A 15,969-nucleotide genomic window follows, 5' to 3' on the forward strand; every position below is an offset into this window, starting at 1 on the left:
CCGTGCCCCGTGCCCCGTGATCCGTGCCCCTGATCCGTAGGATGCGTGGAGGCGCAGCCGCAACGCATCAGCCATGCCCACCGTGAGCCGATGCGTTTCGCTGCCGCTCCACACATCCTACGAAACCACCAACCCCGAACGCCATCCGCCATCCGCCATCCGCCATCCGTAACCCGTAACCCGTAACCCGTAACCCGTAACCCGCCATCCGTAGGATGCGTGGAGGCGAAGCCGCAACGCATCAGCCATGCCCACCGGGAGCCGATGCGTTCCGCTACCGCTCCACACATCCTACGAAACCACCAACCCCGAACGCCATCCGCAATCCGCAATCCGCAATCCGTAATCCGGAAACCGGAAACCGGAAACCGGAAACCGGAAACCGGAAACCGGAAACCGGAAACCGGAAACCGCCGGAAGACATTGACTTTCCCCCGTTCACCCTTATTCAAGAGACAGCGAATACAAATCCTTCCGGGCGACTGCAAGCATGAAATTCAAGGACTACTACAAGACGCTGGGCGTCGAGCCGGACGCCTCGGCCGACGACATCCGGCGCGCCTACCGCAAGCTCGCGCGCAAGTATCACCCCGACCGCAACAAGGAATCCGGGTCGGAAGACCGTTTCAAGGAGGTCGGCGAGGCCTACGAGGTGCTCAAGGACGCCGAGAAGCGCAAGCAGTACGACCAGCTGCGCGCCGGCGGTTACCGCGGCGGCGAGGACTTCCGACCGCCGCCGGGTTGGGACGGCGGATTTGGCGGCGGCACGCGAACTCGCAGCGCCCACGGTGGCGAGAGCATGGGCGGCTTCGGCGATTTCAGCGACTTCTTCGAGACCCTGTTCGGTGGCGGCGGTCTCGGCGGCATGGGTGGCGGTATGGGCGGCGGGCGCCGCCAGGCAAGCGCCAAGGGCCGCGATATCACCGCCAGCGTCGAAATCGACCTGGACACCGCCTTCAACGGCGGCAAGCGGCGCATCACCCTCGACCGCGGAGGCAAGCGGCAGAATCTCGACGTCAACATCCCGGCCGGTGTGACCCCCGGGCGCAAGATCCGCCTTTCCGGCCAGGGCGAGCCCGGCCCCGGCGGCGGCCCGGCCGGCGATCTGCTGATGGAAGTGAAGATCGCCCCGCACCCGCTGTTCGAACTCGACGGCCGCAACGTGCTCATCGACCTGCCGGTGGCCCCCTGGGAAGCCGCCCTGGGCGCGGAAGTGCGCGTGCCCACCCTGGGCGGCAAGGTCAACCTCAACATCCCGGCCGGCTCGTCCAGCGGCAAGCGCATGCGCCTGAAAGGCCGCGGCCTGCCCGGCAAGCCCGCCGGCGACCAGATCGTCAACCTCAAGGTCGTGGTTCCGAAGCCGCAGAGCGAGCGGGAGCGGGAGCTCTACCAGGAGCTGGCCGAGGCCAGCGGTGCAAAGGTGCGCGAACGGATGTAGGTCGCGGTTTTCACAGTTCCGGTTTCCGGCGGCATTTTGCCGGCTAGGCGGGGCGGCTTTGCCGCACTGGCTTATCGGGGCTGGGCTGGTCGTAGGATGCGTGGAGCGCCAGCGCAACGCATCGGCTCCCGTCCGGCGCGGCTGATGCGTTACGGCTTCGCCTCCACACATCCTTCAGCTGCCTTTGGCCGATGCCGGAGCGCTGGCGCAATGCGGCGGCTTTTGGTTGGCGTGGGCTGATGCGTTGCGGCTCCGCCTCCACGCATCCTACGGCTGCCTTGGCCGATGCCGGACGCCTGACCGGGCGTGCCTGGTCGTAGGATGCGTGGAGCGCCAGCGCAACGCATCGGCTCCCGTCCGGCGCGGCTGATGCGTTGCGGCTTCGCCTCCACACATCCTACGGATGCCGCTAGCATGTATTCCGAAACCCGAAACCCGAAACCCGAAACCCGGAACCCGAAACCCGGAACCCGGAACCCGGAACCCGGAACCCGGAACCCGTAAACCGTAAACCGTAAACCGTAAACCGTAAACCGTCTTTCCCCGAACCCTGAAACCTTCTGTCAATGCATAATGGTGCCTCTCCCCCGTACGCCAGAGTATGCCGTGACCGAATCCACCCCCGCCGCCTACCCAAACATCTTCCGCCCGCTCGATCTCGGGCACGTCACATTGCCCAACCGCATCCTGATGGGTTCGATGCACACCGGGCTGGAGGATCGGTTGTGGAACTGGCCCAAGCTGACGGCCTATTTCGTCGAGCGCGCGAAGGGTGGGGCGGGGCTGATGGTGACCGGGGGTATTGCGCCCAACCGGCGTGGCTCGCTGGCGCCGCTGGCTTCGAAACTGACCAACAAGCTCGAGGCGCGGCGGCATCGGCGCATGACCGACGCCGTCCACGAAGCCGGCGGGCGCATCTGCATGCAGATCCTGCACGCCGGGCGCTACGCCTACCATCCGTTTTCGCTCGCGCCCTCGGCCATCCAGGCGCCGATCAATCCCTTCAAGCCGAAAGCGCTGTCCAGCGGCGGCATCGAAAAGCAGATCCGCCACTTCGTCCGCGCGGCAAATCTGGCCCAGCACGCCGGCTACGACGGCGTGGAGGTGATGGGCTCGGAAGGCTACCTGATCAACCAGTTCCTGGTGCCGCGCACCAACAAGCGCAAGGACGAGTGGGGTGGTTCGTTCGAAAACCGTATGCGCATCGCCGTCGAGATCGTGCGCCGCACGCGCGAAGCGGTCGGCAGCGACTTCATTGTCATCTACCGCCTGTCCATGCTCGACATGCTCGAAGACGGCAACAGCTGGGAAGAAGTCGTCGAGCTGGGCAAGGCGATCGAAGCCGCCGGCGCGAGCATCATCAACACCGGCATCGGCTGGCACGAGACGCGTATCCCAACCATCGCCACCTCGGTGCCGCGCGCCGGCTACGCCTGGGTCACGCGCAAGTTCCGCGACACCGTTTCAATCCCGCTGGTGACCACCAACCGCATCAACATGCCGCACACCGCCGAGGAAGTGCTCGAGCGCGGTGACGCCGACATGGTGTCGATGGCCCGACCCTTCCTGGCCGACCCGGAATGGGTCAACAAGGCGCGCGCCAAACGCGCCGACGAGATCAACACCTGCATCGCCTGCAACCAGGCCTGCCTGGATCACGTGTTCGAAAACAAGAAGGCGTCCTGCCTGGTCAACCCGCGCGCCGGCCACGAGACCGAACTGGTCATCCGTCCGACGGATAAGAAGAAGCGCGTGGCGGTCGTCGGCGCCGGCCCGGCCGGCCTGGCGGCGGCCACAACGGCGGCCGAGCGCGGCCACGAAGTCGTGCTGTTCGAGGCCATGGACCGTATTGGCGGGCAGTTCAACATGGCCCAGCGCATCCCCGGCAAGGAAGAGTTCGTCGAAACCCTGCGCTACTTCGGGCGCCAGATCGAGCTGCACAAAGTGGACCTGCGCCTGAACACGAAGGTGGATGCCGCGGCGCTCGAGAAGCAGGGCTTCGACGAGGTCATCGTCGCCGCCGGCGTGGTCCCGCGCGAACCGGGCATTGCCGGCGAGGATCATCCCTCCGTGCTCAGCTACATCGACGTGCTGCTGCACGACAAACCGGTCGGCAAGCGCGTGGCCGTCATCGGCGCCGGCGGCATCGGTTTCGACGTGTCGGAGTTCCTGGTCCACGGCGAGGTCCCGACGCGACCGGATCCGGACGAGCCCACGGCGGAAGAATTCTTCGAGCAGTGGGGCGTGGACATGTCGATCGAGCGCCGCGGTGGCGTCGAGGGTCTCGAGCCGAAGTTCCACGAGCCCGCGCGCGAGATCTACCTGCTGCAGCGCAAGACCACCAAGCACGGCAAGGGCCTGGGCAAGACCACCGGCTGGATCCACCGCAAGTCACTCAAGGAATTCGGCGTGAACATGCTCGGCGGCGTGAGCTACGAACGCATCGATGACGAGGGCCTGCATATCACTATCGACGACAAGCCGCAGCTGCTGCAAGTCGACAACGTGATCATCTGCGCCGGCCAGCTCTCGCGCACCGAACTGGTCGAGCCGCTGGAAGCGGCCGGCATCAATACCCACGTCATCGGCGGCGCCCACATCGCCGCCGAACTCGACGCCAAACGCGCCATCGCCGAAGGCACCCGTTTAGCTGCGGAGCTTTAGGGGGCTCTGGTGCGGGGAAAGTCAAAATCAAAATCTTTGAAACGCAAAGACGCTAAGACGCAAAGAAAACCGGAAGAGATTGAAACTGAGAACGTGACCCGCGCAGGTCGGGGCCGCATCCCCGACGGTCGACGCTTCAGACTAGAGTACGCGTTGCTCATGCGCTACCCAGGTCGTCTGTCTGTTTCAATTTTCTTGCTCTTTTTTTATCTTTCTTAGCGTCTTTGCGTCTTCGCGTTTAAAAGGTTTTCCAACATCAACAAGACAAATGGATCGTCCGTCGGGGATGCGGCCCCGGCGTATGCAGCCTTTTGTCGTCCCAGGATCAGGGTTCGAAGCGATCCGAGAACATGCGATCGATCACGATCACGAAGGCCCCCAGGTCATAGATGCCGTTGGGTACGGGGTCGGGGGGCGCGGTAATGGGGTTGGGGTAGCTCTCTCCCCGAGCGCGGTCGTCCAGGTCACGGTCAGGTGGTGTGTGGTAATCATCGCAGTAGTCGATGGCCGGAGAGCTGGGGCCGGGACGATAGTCTCCTGCCCCGGCGTCCTGAAACTCCGGATCGATCTGGCTGTAGTAGCTTACGTTGGTCAGGTCGGTGTCTTCCACTGCCCGGTATCCGATGACGCAGTCGGCAGCAGCGGTTACATCCCCGTCTCCGGTGGTAATCACCATGGCTTCATCGTCGTCGTCCCATACAATACTGCTGTAAATGTTGAGGACGGTTTCCCGATTTCCTGGCGCGCGCACATGGAATAGGCTTGCGCCGTCGCCCACGTCGTTGTCGACAACCGTCGACCAGCGAACGGTGAAGTCGGAGTTCGTGTCGGCATGGAGCATGATGCCCCCACTGCCGTTGCCGGCAATCAAGCTGTTCGAGATATCGACTTCCACCGGTTCGTTGGAGAATACGCCGCCAAAGGCGTCGATGATTTCTCCCCATTCGGAGACAGACGTGTTGCCCCTGATGTAGGCCCTCTCAATGATCAGCCTTCCGCGAGTTAGAACCTGGGCTGCGCCTCCCCGATACTCGGCATGGTTGTCTTCCAGGCGATTGCATGGCGGCGCGGTGGTCACGCCGCCGCTACTTGAACGGGGCGTACAGGCACCGGTGCCCTCCATCGCGATAAAATGCACCAAGGCCCCTTCTTCCACCTGGATACCGCCACCGGCCCCGCTCGTGCCTGTCGCAGTATTGTCGACGACGTAGGCCTGGATACCGAAGACGTTGGTGTCGTCACCAGTGGCAAAGATGCCTCCGCCCTCAGGCGCCTCGTTGTTGGCTACGATTCCCGCGCTTTCCGGATCTCCGCCAAACTCGTCGGAGCTCAGGGCAGAGATCGATCCGGAAGCACTGTTTTCGGCGTACACGCCTCCGCCCGCAACGGAGGCGGTGTTGAATGACACACCGCCGGCCGGAACGATGAGAGCGGTGGGGCCACCATTGCGCAAAGCGAAACTGCAGCCGGAGAGAAAAACGCCGCCGCCACGTTCAGCTTCGTTGCTGAAGATCAGGCCCGAGCCGGAGCGAACCAGCGTCATCGCATAGTCGCGTTCGGCGTTGCTCCCGCACCATATGCCGCCACCATCGTTCGAGGCGACGTTGTCGATCACATGACTGTTGTCGTCCAGGAACAGCATGGGAAGAGGCGGGTTCGTCGGGTCGGGAACCAGCCAGTCCAGTGGTGCCGACAACTGGATGCCGCCGCCACTTCCGGCCTGATTGCCGGATACTTCCGTGTTGAACAGGATGGTCGTCAGAAGGCCGGGGCGGCCGACGACCCGCAGGCCGCCACCCAGCTGTGTATCGCCGCCGGTAAGCACCAGGTTCTCCAGCAGGACAGCCGAGAAGGGGTCGGATGGGCCGGCGTTGTAGCTGACCGTGATCGGTCGCCCGCCGCCCGTGACACTCAGGGTCGTTCGGCCGCTGGTATTGTCCGGGTTCGAGACGTTGCAATCGGGGAACCCGCCCATCAGCCACGCCTGCAAAAGCCCGCTGCCATTCGGGATGATCACGTACGGGCCGGACGCCTGGTAGTCCTTGTGGATTCCGATCTCGCCCGAGATGCTTCCGGTAACGGCATCGTCAATGGCGTCCTGAAGATTCTCGTAGTCGCAACCGGGCCCGACGGAGACCGTTGTTCCCCGCGCGGCGGCGTCATTCCATTCGCTGTAGTTCGGCTCCGGTGCCGCTTGCCGTTCCCTTGTCCAGAGCTGCTCTCGCGCCAGGACGTCGGCCTCGCGAACGGGCTGGTGGGCGGCCACCCGTTCTCCGGCTCGGCTCGTAGCCGGTGCGTCCACGGCCTTAGCGGCCGAGACCTCGCCGACCAGCGAGAGTTGAACGGCAATGACGGCAGTGGACAACAGCAGTCCCGTGCCCAGAATCCAGTTTTTCTTCAGATGCATAGCTTAGAAGCCTCCAATACGGTGAGTCCCTATGGAGGAGTACGCAGGATGGGTGAATCCGAAGACACGCAGCGCCATCGCCGAAGGCGCCCGTTTAGCTGCGGAGCTCTAGGATGCTCCGGTGCCGGGGAAGTCAAAATCAAAATTTTTGAAACGCAAAGACGCGAAGACGCAAAGAAAACTGAAAAAGATTGAAACTGATAACGTGACCCGTGCAGGTCGGGGTCGCATCCCCGACGGTCGACGCTTCAGACTAGAACACGCTCTGCTCACGCGGTACCCAGGTCGACTGTCTGTTTCAATTTTCTTGCTCTTTTTTTTACCTTTCTTAGCGTCTTAGCGTCTTCGCGTTTAAAGTCCCCGATAGGGGATCCGTAACTCCCTCGCCTTTAGGCGATGGATGGTAGTGTGAGGCGATGGAGGACTACAAACGCGGTAGCCACACGGTCTGGGATTGCAAATATCACCTGGTCTGGACGACCAAGTATCGCTATCAGGTTCTGGGCGGTGACGTTGGGCTGAGGTGCCGCGAACTCCTACGCAGCATAGCGATGAGCAAGGAGATGATCATCTACGCGGGTTCGATCAATCGGGACCATGTGCATATGCTGATAGGGATTCCGCCTCAGCTGTCGGTATCTCGGGCTGTTCAGTATCTCAAGGGCAAGAGTTCGCACAAGCTCTTATCGGAGTTCCGGGTGCTGAAGAAGCGCTACTGGGGCCAGCACCTCTGGGCCCGGGGCTACTGGGTGGCGACAAGCGGCAACGTGACCGACGACGTTTGGAAGGAGTACATCAAGAATCAACAGCCTCCGGAGCCGGACGATGACTTCGAGGTGGTGTAAATCGGCCGAACGGCCGATCGATCCGGCTTTGAGCCGTAACAGCAAGCCACCGGCTTTAGCCGGTGGTCGTTGACAAGGTTTTCCTACCCAGAAACCAGCACATCCCGCAAAGCCCCATACTCCGCCACCATCGGTATGGCACGGCTGTCTTTTCGCAGCAGTTCAGCCAACGCCGGCGGCGGCGGGATTTCTCGGCCGAGCAAGGGCTCGACCACCTGCTCGAATTTGGCCGGGTGGGCGGTGGCCACGACAAGGGCAGGGCGGTCGTGGCCGGCGCGACGGCGGTCTTCGAACGCGGCCATGGCGCAGGCGGTGTGGGGGCACACGACCAGGCCGCGTTCGCGCTCGGTTCTGACGATGGTCTCGCGGATGCGCTTATCGTCGATGCCCACCGCATCGATGCCGGCATCCCGCGCATCACGATCCCGGAACAGCCAGGCCAGGCGCTCGAAGTTGCTCGGGCGGCCAACGTCCATGGCGTTGGCCAGGGTGGCGACGGCCTCGCGCGGGTTGAATTCACCGCCGGAGAAATACTCGGGCAGGGCGCGGTTGGCGTTGGTGGCCAGGGTGACGCGGCCGATCGGCAGGCCCATTTCGCGCGCGAGGATGCAGGCCAGGGCGTTGCCGAGGTTGCCGGTGGGCACGATCACGTCGATCGGCTCGCGCGTCTCTGTAAACAGCTTGCTCGCGGCGTGGGCGTAGTAGCTGATCTGCGGCAGCAGGCGGCCGATGGAGATGCTGTTGGCCGAGGTCATCGGTACCTGCTCGAGCAGTTCGCGGTCGTTGAGCGCGCGCTTGACCAGGCGCTGGCAGTCGTCGAAGTTGCCCTGCACGCGGTAGGTGGCCACGTTGTCGCCGAAGGCGCCGAGCTGGTGCGCCTGGCGAGCGGAGACGCGGCCGTCGGGATAGAGCACGACCACGCGAAACCCGGCCCGCCGGTGAAAGGCGGCGGCCACCGCGGCGCCGGTATCGCCCGAGGTGGCCACCAGCACGGTCCGGACGGGCGCGTCGTCGGCGCGCAATCGCGACAGGCAGGCGGCCAGGAAGCGCGCGGCAAAATCCTTGAACGCGGCGGTCGGCCCGTGAAAGAGCTCCAGCAGCCAGGCCGACGCGTGCTCGGCCTCGCTCCGGGCGCCATCGGGTACGGCCAGCCGGTTGATCGGCAGCGGCAGGTCGAGCGCCTCGTTGCAGATCACGGGCAGTTCGTCGGCCAGCGGACTGCCGGCAAAGAAGGGGGCGAGCGTCTTGTAGGCCGACTCGGGCAGGGTCGCGCAGCCGTCGAGCGCGTCGGGTTCCAGATGAGGTAGTTCTTCTGGCACGAACAGCCCGCCGTCGGGCGCCAGGCCGCTGGTCAGCGCCTCGGCCAGGTCCGCGCTGGCGTTGCCGGCGGTGCTTATGAACCTCACGCTGCCGGCTCCGGTGAGCCATCGACCAGCCGAGCACCCGGCGCGTCCACCGGCGTGATCCAGGCCTGCGAGGACAGTCCGGCCGTTTCGAAGGCTGCGCGCATGGCCGCGGCGGCCTGTTCGGTCTGTGCCGTGCCGTCGAACCAGGCGACCACCGTGGGGCCGGCCCCGGAAATCGCCGCGCCGATCGCGCCCTGGTCGAAGGCGGCTGCCTTGACCTGCGCCAGCCCCGGGATCAGCCGGGCGCGCCGCGGCTCGATCATCACGTCGACCAGTCCGCGCGCCAGGCGCTCGATGTCGTTCTCGTAGCAGCCGCAGATCAATTCGGCCAGATGCGACTGCTGGGCGACGACGGTTTCCAGCTCGAAAGGTTCGCGCAGGGCTTCGCGCGCCTCGCGCGTGGCCACACGGCAATCGGGATGCACCACCACGGCGTGCAGCGATTCGGGCACGGGCAGCTTCAGGAGATTATCGCGGGTGGCCAGCACCAGGCCGCCGAGCAGCTGCGAGCCCAGGTTGTCGCCGTGGGCGCTGCCGCTGGCGACCGTCTCGCCGGCCAGGGCAAAGGGATAGAGCGCCTCGCGCGGCAGCAGCGCGTCGAGCAGGGCATTGGCGGCAACCACGCCGGCGGTCGCCGAAGCCGCCGAACCGCCCAGTCCGGAACACAGCGGGATGCCCTTGTGAATGCGAAGCACCACGCCGAAACCCGGCTTCACAGCGTCGAGCAGGGCCTGCACGGCCACCGCGGCGGTGTTGCGCTCGGGTTCCAAGGGCAGCTCGGGCGCCAGGCCGGTGATCGCCTCGATGACCACGCCCGGGCGCTCGCTGCGGGTTGCCGTGACCGTGTCACCCGGCCCCTCGACGGCATGGCCGAGCAAGTCGAAGCCCGAGGCGGCGTTGCCCACGCTGGCCGGCGCGAAGGCACTGGCGGACTGGAGGCCGCTCAAAGCTTCGCCCCCAGGGAACTGGCCACGCGCAGCAGGTCGGCGAACACGCCCGCGGCGGTCACTTCCGGGCCGGCGCCGGGGCCCTGTACGATCAGCGGGTTGTCGCAGTAGCGGTCGGTGGTGAAGGCGACCACGTTGTCGGTCAGCGCCAGGTGGGCGAATGCATGGTCTTCGGGCAGGGCCCGCAGTTTGACCGCCGCACGGCCGGACTCGTCGAGCTCGGCAACGTGGCGCAGCACGCAATGCTCGCTTCGGGCCGCTTCCAGGCGCTCGCTCATGGCCGCGTCCATCGAGCCGAGCTGTGCCAGGAAGTCGTCCACCGCCAGCTCGGCCAGCGCGTCGGGAATCAGGTTCTCGACCTCGATGTCGTCGAGCTCGATCGACAGCCCCATCTCGCGGGCGAGGATCACGAGCTTGCGCGCCACGTCCATGCCCGACAGATCGTCTCTAGGGTCGGGTTCGGTGTAGCCGGCCGCGTGCGCCTCGCCCACCAGTTCGGCAAACGACATGCCCGGTTCGAAGCGATTGAACAGGTAGGCCAGGGTGCCGGAGAAAATCCCCTCGATGCGGCGGATGCGATCGCCGGTGTCGATCAAATCGCGCAGGGTCTGGATGATGGGCAGGCCCGCGCCCACCGTGGCCTCGTAGCGCCAGCGCGCCCGCCCGGCGGCCACCGGCGCGCGGATGGCGGCGTAACGCTCGCCCGGCCCGCTGCCGGCGCGCTTGTTGGGCGTGACCACGTGAATACCGGCCGCCAGCCAGTCGGTGTGGCGCTCGGCCACTTCGTCGCTGGCGCTGCAGTCGATGATCACCGCGTGCGGCCAGTGGTCGTCGTTGACCTGCTGGGTGAACGTCTCGAAGTCCAGCGGTCCGTCCTGGTCGGACCACGGATCCTCGGCCAGCGCCGAAGCATCCAGGCTGGCCTCGTCGTCAGCGGCCAGGCGCATGCGCCTGGAGCTGGCGACCGCGCGCAGGCGCAGGTCCAGGCGGGCGCGCTCGAGCAACCCGTCCCGCGCGCTGCCGATCTGGCGCAGCAGGGCGCGTCCGACCTGGCCGGGGCCGACCAGGCCGATCGACAGGGTGTGTTCGGAAAGATAGAAGCCGGCGTGGACGGCCTTGAGCGCGCGCTCGGCTTCGTCCTCGTCCACCGCCACGGAGATATTGCGCTCCGAAGCGCCCTGGGCGATGGCGCGCACGTTGACGCCGGCGCGCGCGAGGCTGTTGAACAGCCGCGCGGCCACACCGGGCGTGCCGGACATGCCCTCGCCGACGATCGCCAGCACGCGGATACCGCCGGTGGCGTACACCCGCTGAACCTGGCCGTGACGCAGCTCCTGTTCGAAGGCCTGCTCGATGACGGTCGTGGCGCGCTCGCTGCCGGCGGCCGGCACCACCAGGCAGATCGAGTGCTCCGAGGAGCTTTGCGAGATCATCGCCACCGACACCTCGGCGCGATGCAGCGCGGAGAACACGCGCTCGGCCGTGCCCGGCACGCCGATCATGCCCGCGCCCTCGATCGTGATCAGCGCCATGTCGCCGATGCTGGTAATGCCCTTGACCGGCGTCGAATCGCGCCCCTCGGCGTCGATCAGGGTGCCGGGGTTGTCGGGCTTGAAGGTGTTGCGAACGCGCACCGGGATGCCCGACTCCAGCGCCGGCGCCAGGGCCTGCGGATGCAGCACCCGCGCGCCGAAATAGGCCAGTTCGAAGGCCTCTCTGTAGCTCAGGTGATCGAGCAGCACGGCCTGCGGCACGGCCGCCGGGTCGGCCGAAAGCAGGCCGTCGACGTTGGTCCAGATATGCAGCTCGCGGGCGCCGAAAAGGCGGGCGAAGATGCTGCCCGAGTAGTCCGAGCCGTTGCGCCCCAGCGTGGAAACGCGCCCGTCGCGGCGCCGGCAGACGAAACCGGTGATCACGTAGCGCTTCGAGGGATGTTCGACCTGGAACCCGGTCAGGCGTTGATGGCTGTCATCCCAGTCCACCCCCACCATCAGCGGTGTGGGCTGGACGCGCAACACCTCGCGCGCGTCGATCATCACCGCCTCGTCCCTCTCCCGGTTGAAGCGCGCCGTGACCAGCTCGGCACAGAAAACCTCGCCCAGGCCCGAAACCAGCTCGACCGCCTCCAGCGGCGCGGTGCCCATCAGGGCAAGGCCGCCCAGCAACTGCTCGAGCTGCCCGAAGCGCGCAACAAGCCGCTCGCGCGCGGCCTCGTCGCCCTCACCGACCAGTTGATCGAGCGTATCCAGGTGACGTTCACGCAGTCGCACCAGCCGATCACGCCAGACCTCGTCGCCGGCGGCCGCCAGTTGTGTCAGCGCAATCAACGCATCGGTGACACCGGCCATGGCCGAAACCACCACCACCTGCGCGTCATCGTCACGCCGCCCCAGCAAGTCGACGACATGCGCAATGCATTCGGCATCGGCCAGCGAAGAGCCCCCGAACTTGTGGGCAATCCAGTGCATTAGTAGTCCCCGGCAATCTCGTGGCTTCGAGTGTACCCGGCGTTGGTGTTTTGGTGTTTTGGTTTTTTGGTGCGGCGCCGTGGAAACGTAGGATGCGTGGAGCGTCAGCGCAACGCATCAGGTCAACGTATCGGCAGCCCCCACACCCCGCCGCCAGCCCCGCGGCCGTCAACGATGCGTTCCGGCCTTCGGCCTCCACACATCCTACGGACCCGGTGCCAGCCAAGGGCGCCATCAAAACGTAGGATGCGTGGAGCGCAGCGCAACGCATCAGGACAACATGGCGGCGGCCCCCACGCCTCGACGCCATACCCACCACCGGAATTGATGCGTTGCGGCCTTCGGCCTCCACACATCCTACGGACCCGGTGCCAGCCAAGGGCGCCATCGAAACGTAGGATGCGTGGAGCGTCAGCGCAACGCATCAGGTCAACGCGGCGGCAGCCCCCACACCCCGACGCCAGCCCCACCACCGGCAATGCTGCGTTACGGCCTCCGGCCTCCACACATCCTACGAACCGGTTGCCAGCCAAGGGCGCCATCAAAACGTAGGATGCGTGGAGCGCAGCGCAACGCATCAGGTCAACGCGGCGGCAGCCCCCACACCCCGACGCCAGCCCCACCACCGGCAACGATGCGTTACGGCCTTCGGCCTCCACGCATCCTACATTGCTCCACCAATCGGGTCGCGGCATAGCCGCCCCGCAATCCTGTCGGCGCCGAACCAGCCAACCAGCTAACCAGCCAACCAGCCAACCCACCAAACCGCCACCCCAAACATCACCGCCGCGGCCACAACCGCCGCCACCGCCGGCTTCCACCCGTGCGCCTTCAGCTCCGACGGCTGCACGGTCGTGGCCAGCGCGGCCATGGCCATGGCGAAGGCGAACATCGAGATCTGGGCGATCACGTTCAGGATGTCGTTCCAGAGCGCGTGATCGGCGCCGAGCAGGGCATCCACGCCGCTGCGTACGCCCGACAGAAGGATGAAAGCGACGATGAACAGCGGCAGCTTCACTTTGGCCGAGCCGCCCTCGTGATTGCGCGAGTAGAACCACACCAGCGCCGGGATCATCACCAGCATGCCGGCGTTGCGCATCAGCTTGGCGACGGTGGCCGCCACCAGGGTGCCCTCCGAATTCCAGGCCTGCTCGTGCAGCGCCGCCGCAGCGGTCACCTGGGCGGTGTCGTGGATGGCCACGCCCATGATGAACCCGATCTGCTCTGGCGTTTCGAACAAGTGGTTCAGGGCCCAGGGGTAGAGCACGGTGGCGGTCAGGCCGATCAGCGCGATGCAGGCAATGGCGTAGCAGACCTCGTCGCTTTTCGCCTTCAGGCCCGGCGCGGTGGCGGCAATGGCCGAAGCACCGCAGATCGATGTCCCGGCGGCCAGCAGGATGCCCAATCGGGGTGCGGCACCCGCCAGGCGCGCCAGCAGCAGCGTCACGCCCAGACCGACGAGTACGACCAGCAGCACCAGCGGCAGGGCCTGCATGCCGAGCTCGCCCAGGTCGGCCAGGCTCAGCCGCAGCCCGATCAACGCCACGGCCGTCTTCAAAATCGGCCCGCGCGCAAAATCCAGCCCCGGCGTCCACCCCGCCCGCCGATTCGCCGGCCCGGCCAGCACCAGCCCCGCCAGGATGGCCACGAGCATCATCGAAAGCGGCAACGCCCCCACCGGCGGCGGCAGCATCCCGACCAGGCGCACGAGCACCCACGCGCCAACGGCAATCCCCAGAGCAATCAGCAGCCCGGGCAGCTTGTTCGAAAAACCCATCACTCGAGAAACAATGTGAACACGGAGGCATGATAGGTTAATCGAAGCCGGTGGTCCGTAGTCCGTAGTCCGGAACCCGGAACCCGGAACCCGTAAACCGTAAACCGTAAACCGCAACCCGTGTCTCCCCTGAAACCTGAAACCTGAACCCTGAAACCTTCTTTCAAAGCATGGATACAAAACAAGACATCGTAGAAAACTGGCTCCCGCGCTACACCGGCACGGAGCTCGACGGCTTCGGCAAGCACATCCTGCTGACCAACTTCGACAACTACGTCGAGAAGTTCGCCGCGGCGATGGGCGCGGAGGTGCGCGGCAAGGACCGGCCCATGCGTAACGCCACGGCCGAGGACATCACCATCGTCAACTTCGGCATGGGTTCGGCCAACGCCGCGACCATCATGGACCTGCTCTCGGCGATCAGCCCGCGCGCCTGCCTGTTCCTGGGCAAGTGCGGCGGGCTGAAGAAGAAGAACAAGCTCGGCGATATGATCCTGCCGATCGCCGCCATTCGGGGTGAGGGCACCTCCGCCGACTACTTTCCCCCCGAAGTGCCGTCGCTGCCGGCCTTCAAACTCCAGCGCGCCGTGTCGTCGACCACCCGCGATCACGGCCTGGACTACTGGACCGGCACGGTCTACACCACCAACCGCCGGGTGTGGGAGCACGACAAGGACTTCAAGAAGTACCTGCGCAAGACCCGCTGCATGGCCATCGACATGGAAACGGCCACGATCTTCACCACCGGCTTCGCCAACTCGATTCCCACCGGCGCGCTGCTGCTCGTCTCCGACCAGCCGATGGTGCCCGACGGCGTCAAGACCGACGTGTCCGACCGTGCCGTCACGCAGCACTACGTCGACAAGCAGATCGCCATCGGCATCGACGCGCTCAAGGAGATCCGCGACGAGGGGCGCTCGGTCAAGCACCTGCGCTTCGACTGATGAGCACCGCCGGCACGCTCTGGGTCGTGGCCACGCCGATCGGCAACCTCGACGACCTGTCCCCGCGCGCCAGGTCCGTGCTCGAATCGGTGCCGGTCATTGCCGCCGAGGACACGCGGGTGTCTTCGCGCCTCCTGGCCGATCGCGCCGATCGTGCCGAGATGGTGCGCTTGCACGAATACAGCGAGACGCGCGAAGTCGACGGCCTGATCGAGCGGCTGCGCTCGGGCGTCGACGTCGCCCTGGTCAGCGACGCCGGTACGCCCCTGATCTCCGACCCCGGGTACCGCCTGGTCTCGGCCGCGCACGATGCGGACGTGCCGGTACGCACCGTCCCCGGTCCCTGTGCGGCCACCGCCGCGCTGTCGATTGCCGGCCTGGCCACCGACCGCTTCTGGTTCGAGGGCTTCCTGCCGGCCAAGCCCGGCGCGCGCCGCAAGCGCCTGGGCGAACTGGCCGGCCAGACCGCCACCCTGGTGTTCTACACCCCGGCGCGTGACCTGCCGACGGTGCTTGAAGACATGACCGCCGCCTTCGGCCCGGACCGACGCGCCACCCTGGCGCGCGAACTCACCAAGCTGCACGAAACGGTCAGGCGCGACGAATTGAAACCTCTGCAGGAATGGATCGCCACCGACCCCGACCAGCAACGCGGCGAAGCCGTCCTGGTCGTCGCCGGCAGCGAAGCCACCGCACCCACCGTCGACCCCAACGCACTGGCCGAAGAACTCGCCCGCGAACTCCCCCCATCCCGCGCCGCCAAGATCCTCGCCCGCCTGACCGGCATGAACCGCCAGGAAGCGTTCGCCCTGATTGAAAGGATGCGGACGTAGATCCGCGCGATGTTCGTGCGGTTTACGGTTTACGGTTTACGGTTTACGGTTTACGGTTTCCGGATCACGGATCACGGATCACGGATCACGGACGACGGGGACGATGTTGGGCGGCACCGACGCCGCACCCACCGCCGGAAATGATGCGTTACGGCCTCCGGCCTCCACACATCCTACGGACCCGGTGCCCACCTCAGGCGGCACGGAAACGTAGGATGCGTGGAGCGAAGCGCAACGCAT

Annotated in this window: 10 protein-coding genes; 5 read left to right on the forward strand and 5 right to left on the reverse strand. The window is 65.9% G+C overall.

Annotated elements, in window-relative coordinates:
- The first annotated feature begins 490 nt into the window (after positions 1-490).
- Both ACDC67_RS14645 and ACDC67_RS14650 read left to right on the forward strand, forming a co-directional pair.
- The gene (locus tag ACDC67_RS14645; protein ID WP_376694330.1) at positions 491-1,438 is read left to right on the forward strand and encodes a DnaJ C-terminal domain-containing protein; all 948 of its coding nucleotides are present in this window, start codon (positions 491-493) and stop codon (positions 1,436-1,438) included.
- Between the two features lie 606 nt (positions 1,439-2,044).
- Positions 2,045-4,102 carry an oxidoreductase gene (locus ACDC67_RS14650; RefSeq protein ID WP_376694332.1) on the forward strand — a complete coding sequence of 686 codons (2,058 nt, stop codon included), beginning with the start codon at positions 2,045-2,047 and terminating at the stop codon, positions 4,100-4,102.
- A gap of 325 nt (positions 4,103-4,427) precedes the next feature.
- Here ACDC67_RS14650 and ACDC67_RS14655 read toward each other — a convergent pair whose 3' ends face one another.
- A complete protein-coding gene (locus ACDC67_RS14655) occupies positions 4,428-6,509 on the reverse strand; it encodes a hypothetical protein (protein WP_376694334.1) in 2,082 nt (693 codons plus the stop codon).
- 416 nt (positions 6,510-6,925) lie between these two features.
- Here ACDC67_RS14655 and tnpA point away from each other — a divergent pair, with 416 nt between their 5' ends.
- The gene (tnpA, locus tag ACDC67_RS14660; protein ID WP_376694335.1) at positions 6,926-7,354 is read left to right on the forward strand and encodes an IS200/IS605 family transposase; all 429 of its coding nucleotides are present in this window, start codon (positions 6,926-6,928) and stop codon (positions 7,352-7,354) included.
- Positions 7,355-7,437: 83 nt separating this feature from the next.
- On the opposite strand, the gene thrC is transcribed toward tnpA, so the two are convergent.
- The 4 genes from thrC to ACDC67_RS14680 form a co-directional block, all read right to left on the reverse strand.
- A complete protein-coding gene (thrC, locus tag ACDC67_RS14665; RefSeq protein WP_376694337.1) occupies positions 7,438-8,760 on the reverse strand; it encodes a threonine synthase in 1,323 nt (440 codons plus the stop codon).
- The gene (locus ACDC67_RS14670) at positions 8,757-9,707 is read right to left on the reverse strand and encodes a homoserine kinase (protein WP_376694339.1); all 951 of its coding nucleotides are present in this window, start codon (positions 9,705-9,707) and stop codon (positions 8,757-8,759) included. The genes thrC and ACDC67_RS14670 overlap by 4 nt, the downstream gene beginning before the upstream one ends.
- Positions 9,704-12,175 carry a bifunctional aspartate kinase/homoserine dehydrogenase I gene (thrA, locus tag ACDC67_RS14675; RefSeq protein WP_376694341.1) on the reverse strand — a complete coding sequence of 824 codons (2,472 nt, stop codon included), beginning with the start codon at positions 12,173-12,175 and terminating at the stop codon, positions 9,704-9,706. The genes ACDC67_RS14670 and thrA overlap by 4 nt, the downstream gene beginning before the upstream one ends.
- A 736-nt stretch (positions 12,176-12,911) precedes the next feature.
- Positions 12,912-13,952, reverse strand: a complete 1,041-nt coding sequence (locus tag ACDC67_RS14680) for a YeiH family protein (protein ID WP_376694342.1) — start codon at positions 13,950-13,952, stop codon at positions 12,912-12,914.
- Positions 13,953-14,122: 170 nt separating this feature from the next.
- Here ACDC67_RS14680 and ACDC67_RS14685 point away from each other — a divergent pair, with 170 nt between their 5' ends.
- Together ACDC67_RS14685 and rsmI are read left to right on the forward strand one after the other, a co-directional pair.
- On the forward strand, positions 14,123-14,896 hold the full coding sequence (locus tag ACDC67_RS14685) for an AMP nucleosidase (protein WP_376694344.1): 774 nt from the start codon (positions 14,123-14,125) through the stop codon (positions 14,894-14,896).
- Positions 14,896-15,729, forward strand: coding sequence for a 16S rRNA (cytidine(1402)-2'-O)-methyltransferase (gene rsmI, locus ACDC67_RS14690; protein ID WP_376694346.1), 834 nt, complete (start codon positions 14,896-14,898; stop codon positions 15,727-15,729). Before ACDC67_RS14685 ends, rsmI begins: the two co-directional genes overlap by 1 nt.
- Positions 15,730-15,969: the final 240 nt, after the last annotated feature.

This window comes from Wenzhouxiangella indolica (genome assembly GCF_042310355.1).
Taxonomy (GTDB): domain Bacteria; phylum Pseudomonadota; class Gammaproteobacteria; order Xanthomonadales; family Wenzhouxiangellaceae; genus Wenzhouxiangella.

Bases quoted from the DNA above. Each gene is read 5' to 3' on its own strand.
- ACDC67_RS14645 (WP_376694330.1), top strand. From the start codon at position 491: ATGAAATTCAAGGACTACTACAAGACGCTGGGCGTCGAGCCGGACGCC.
- ACDC67_RS14655 (WP_376694334.1), bottom strand. From the start codon at position 6,509: ATGCATCTGAAGAAAAACTGGATTCTGGGCACGGGACTGCTGTTGTCC.
- tnpA (WP_376694335.1), top strand. From the start codon at position 6,926: ATGGAGGACTACAAACGCGGTAGCCACACGGTCTGGGATTGCAAATAT.
- thrA (WP_376694341.1), bottom strand. From the start codon at position 12,175: ATGCACTGGATTGCCCACAAGTTCGGGGGCTCTTCGCTGGCCGATGCC.
- ACDC67_RS14680 (WP_376694342.1), bottom strand. From the start codon at position 13,952: ATGGGTTTTTCGAACAAGCTGCCCGGGCTGCTGATTGCTCTGGGGATT.
- ACDC67_RS14685 (WP_376694344.1), top strand. From the start codon at position 14,123: ATGGATACAAAACAAGACATCGTAGAAAACTGGCTCCCGCGCTACACC.
- rsmI (WP_376694346.1), top strand. From the start codon at position 14,896: ATGAGCACCGCCGGCACGCTCTGGGTCGTGGCCACGCCGATCGGCAAC.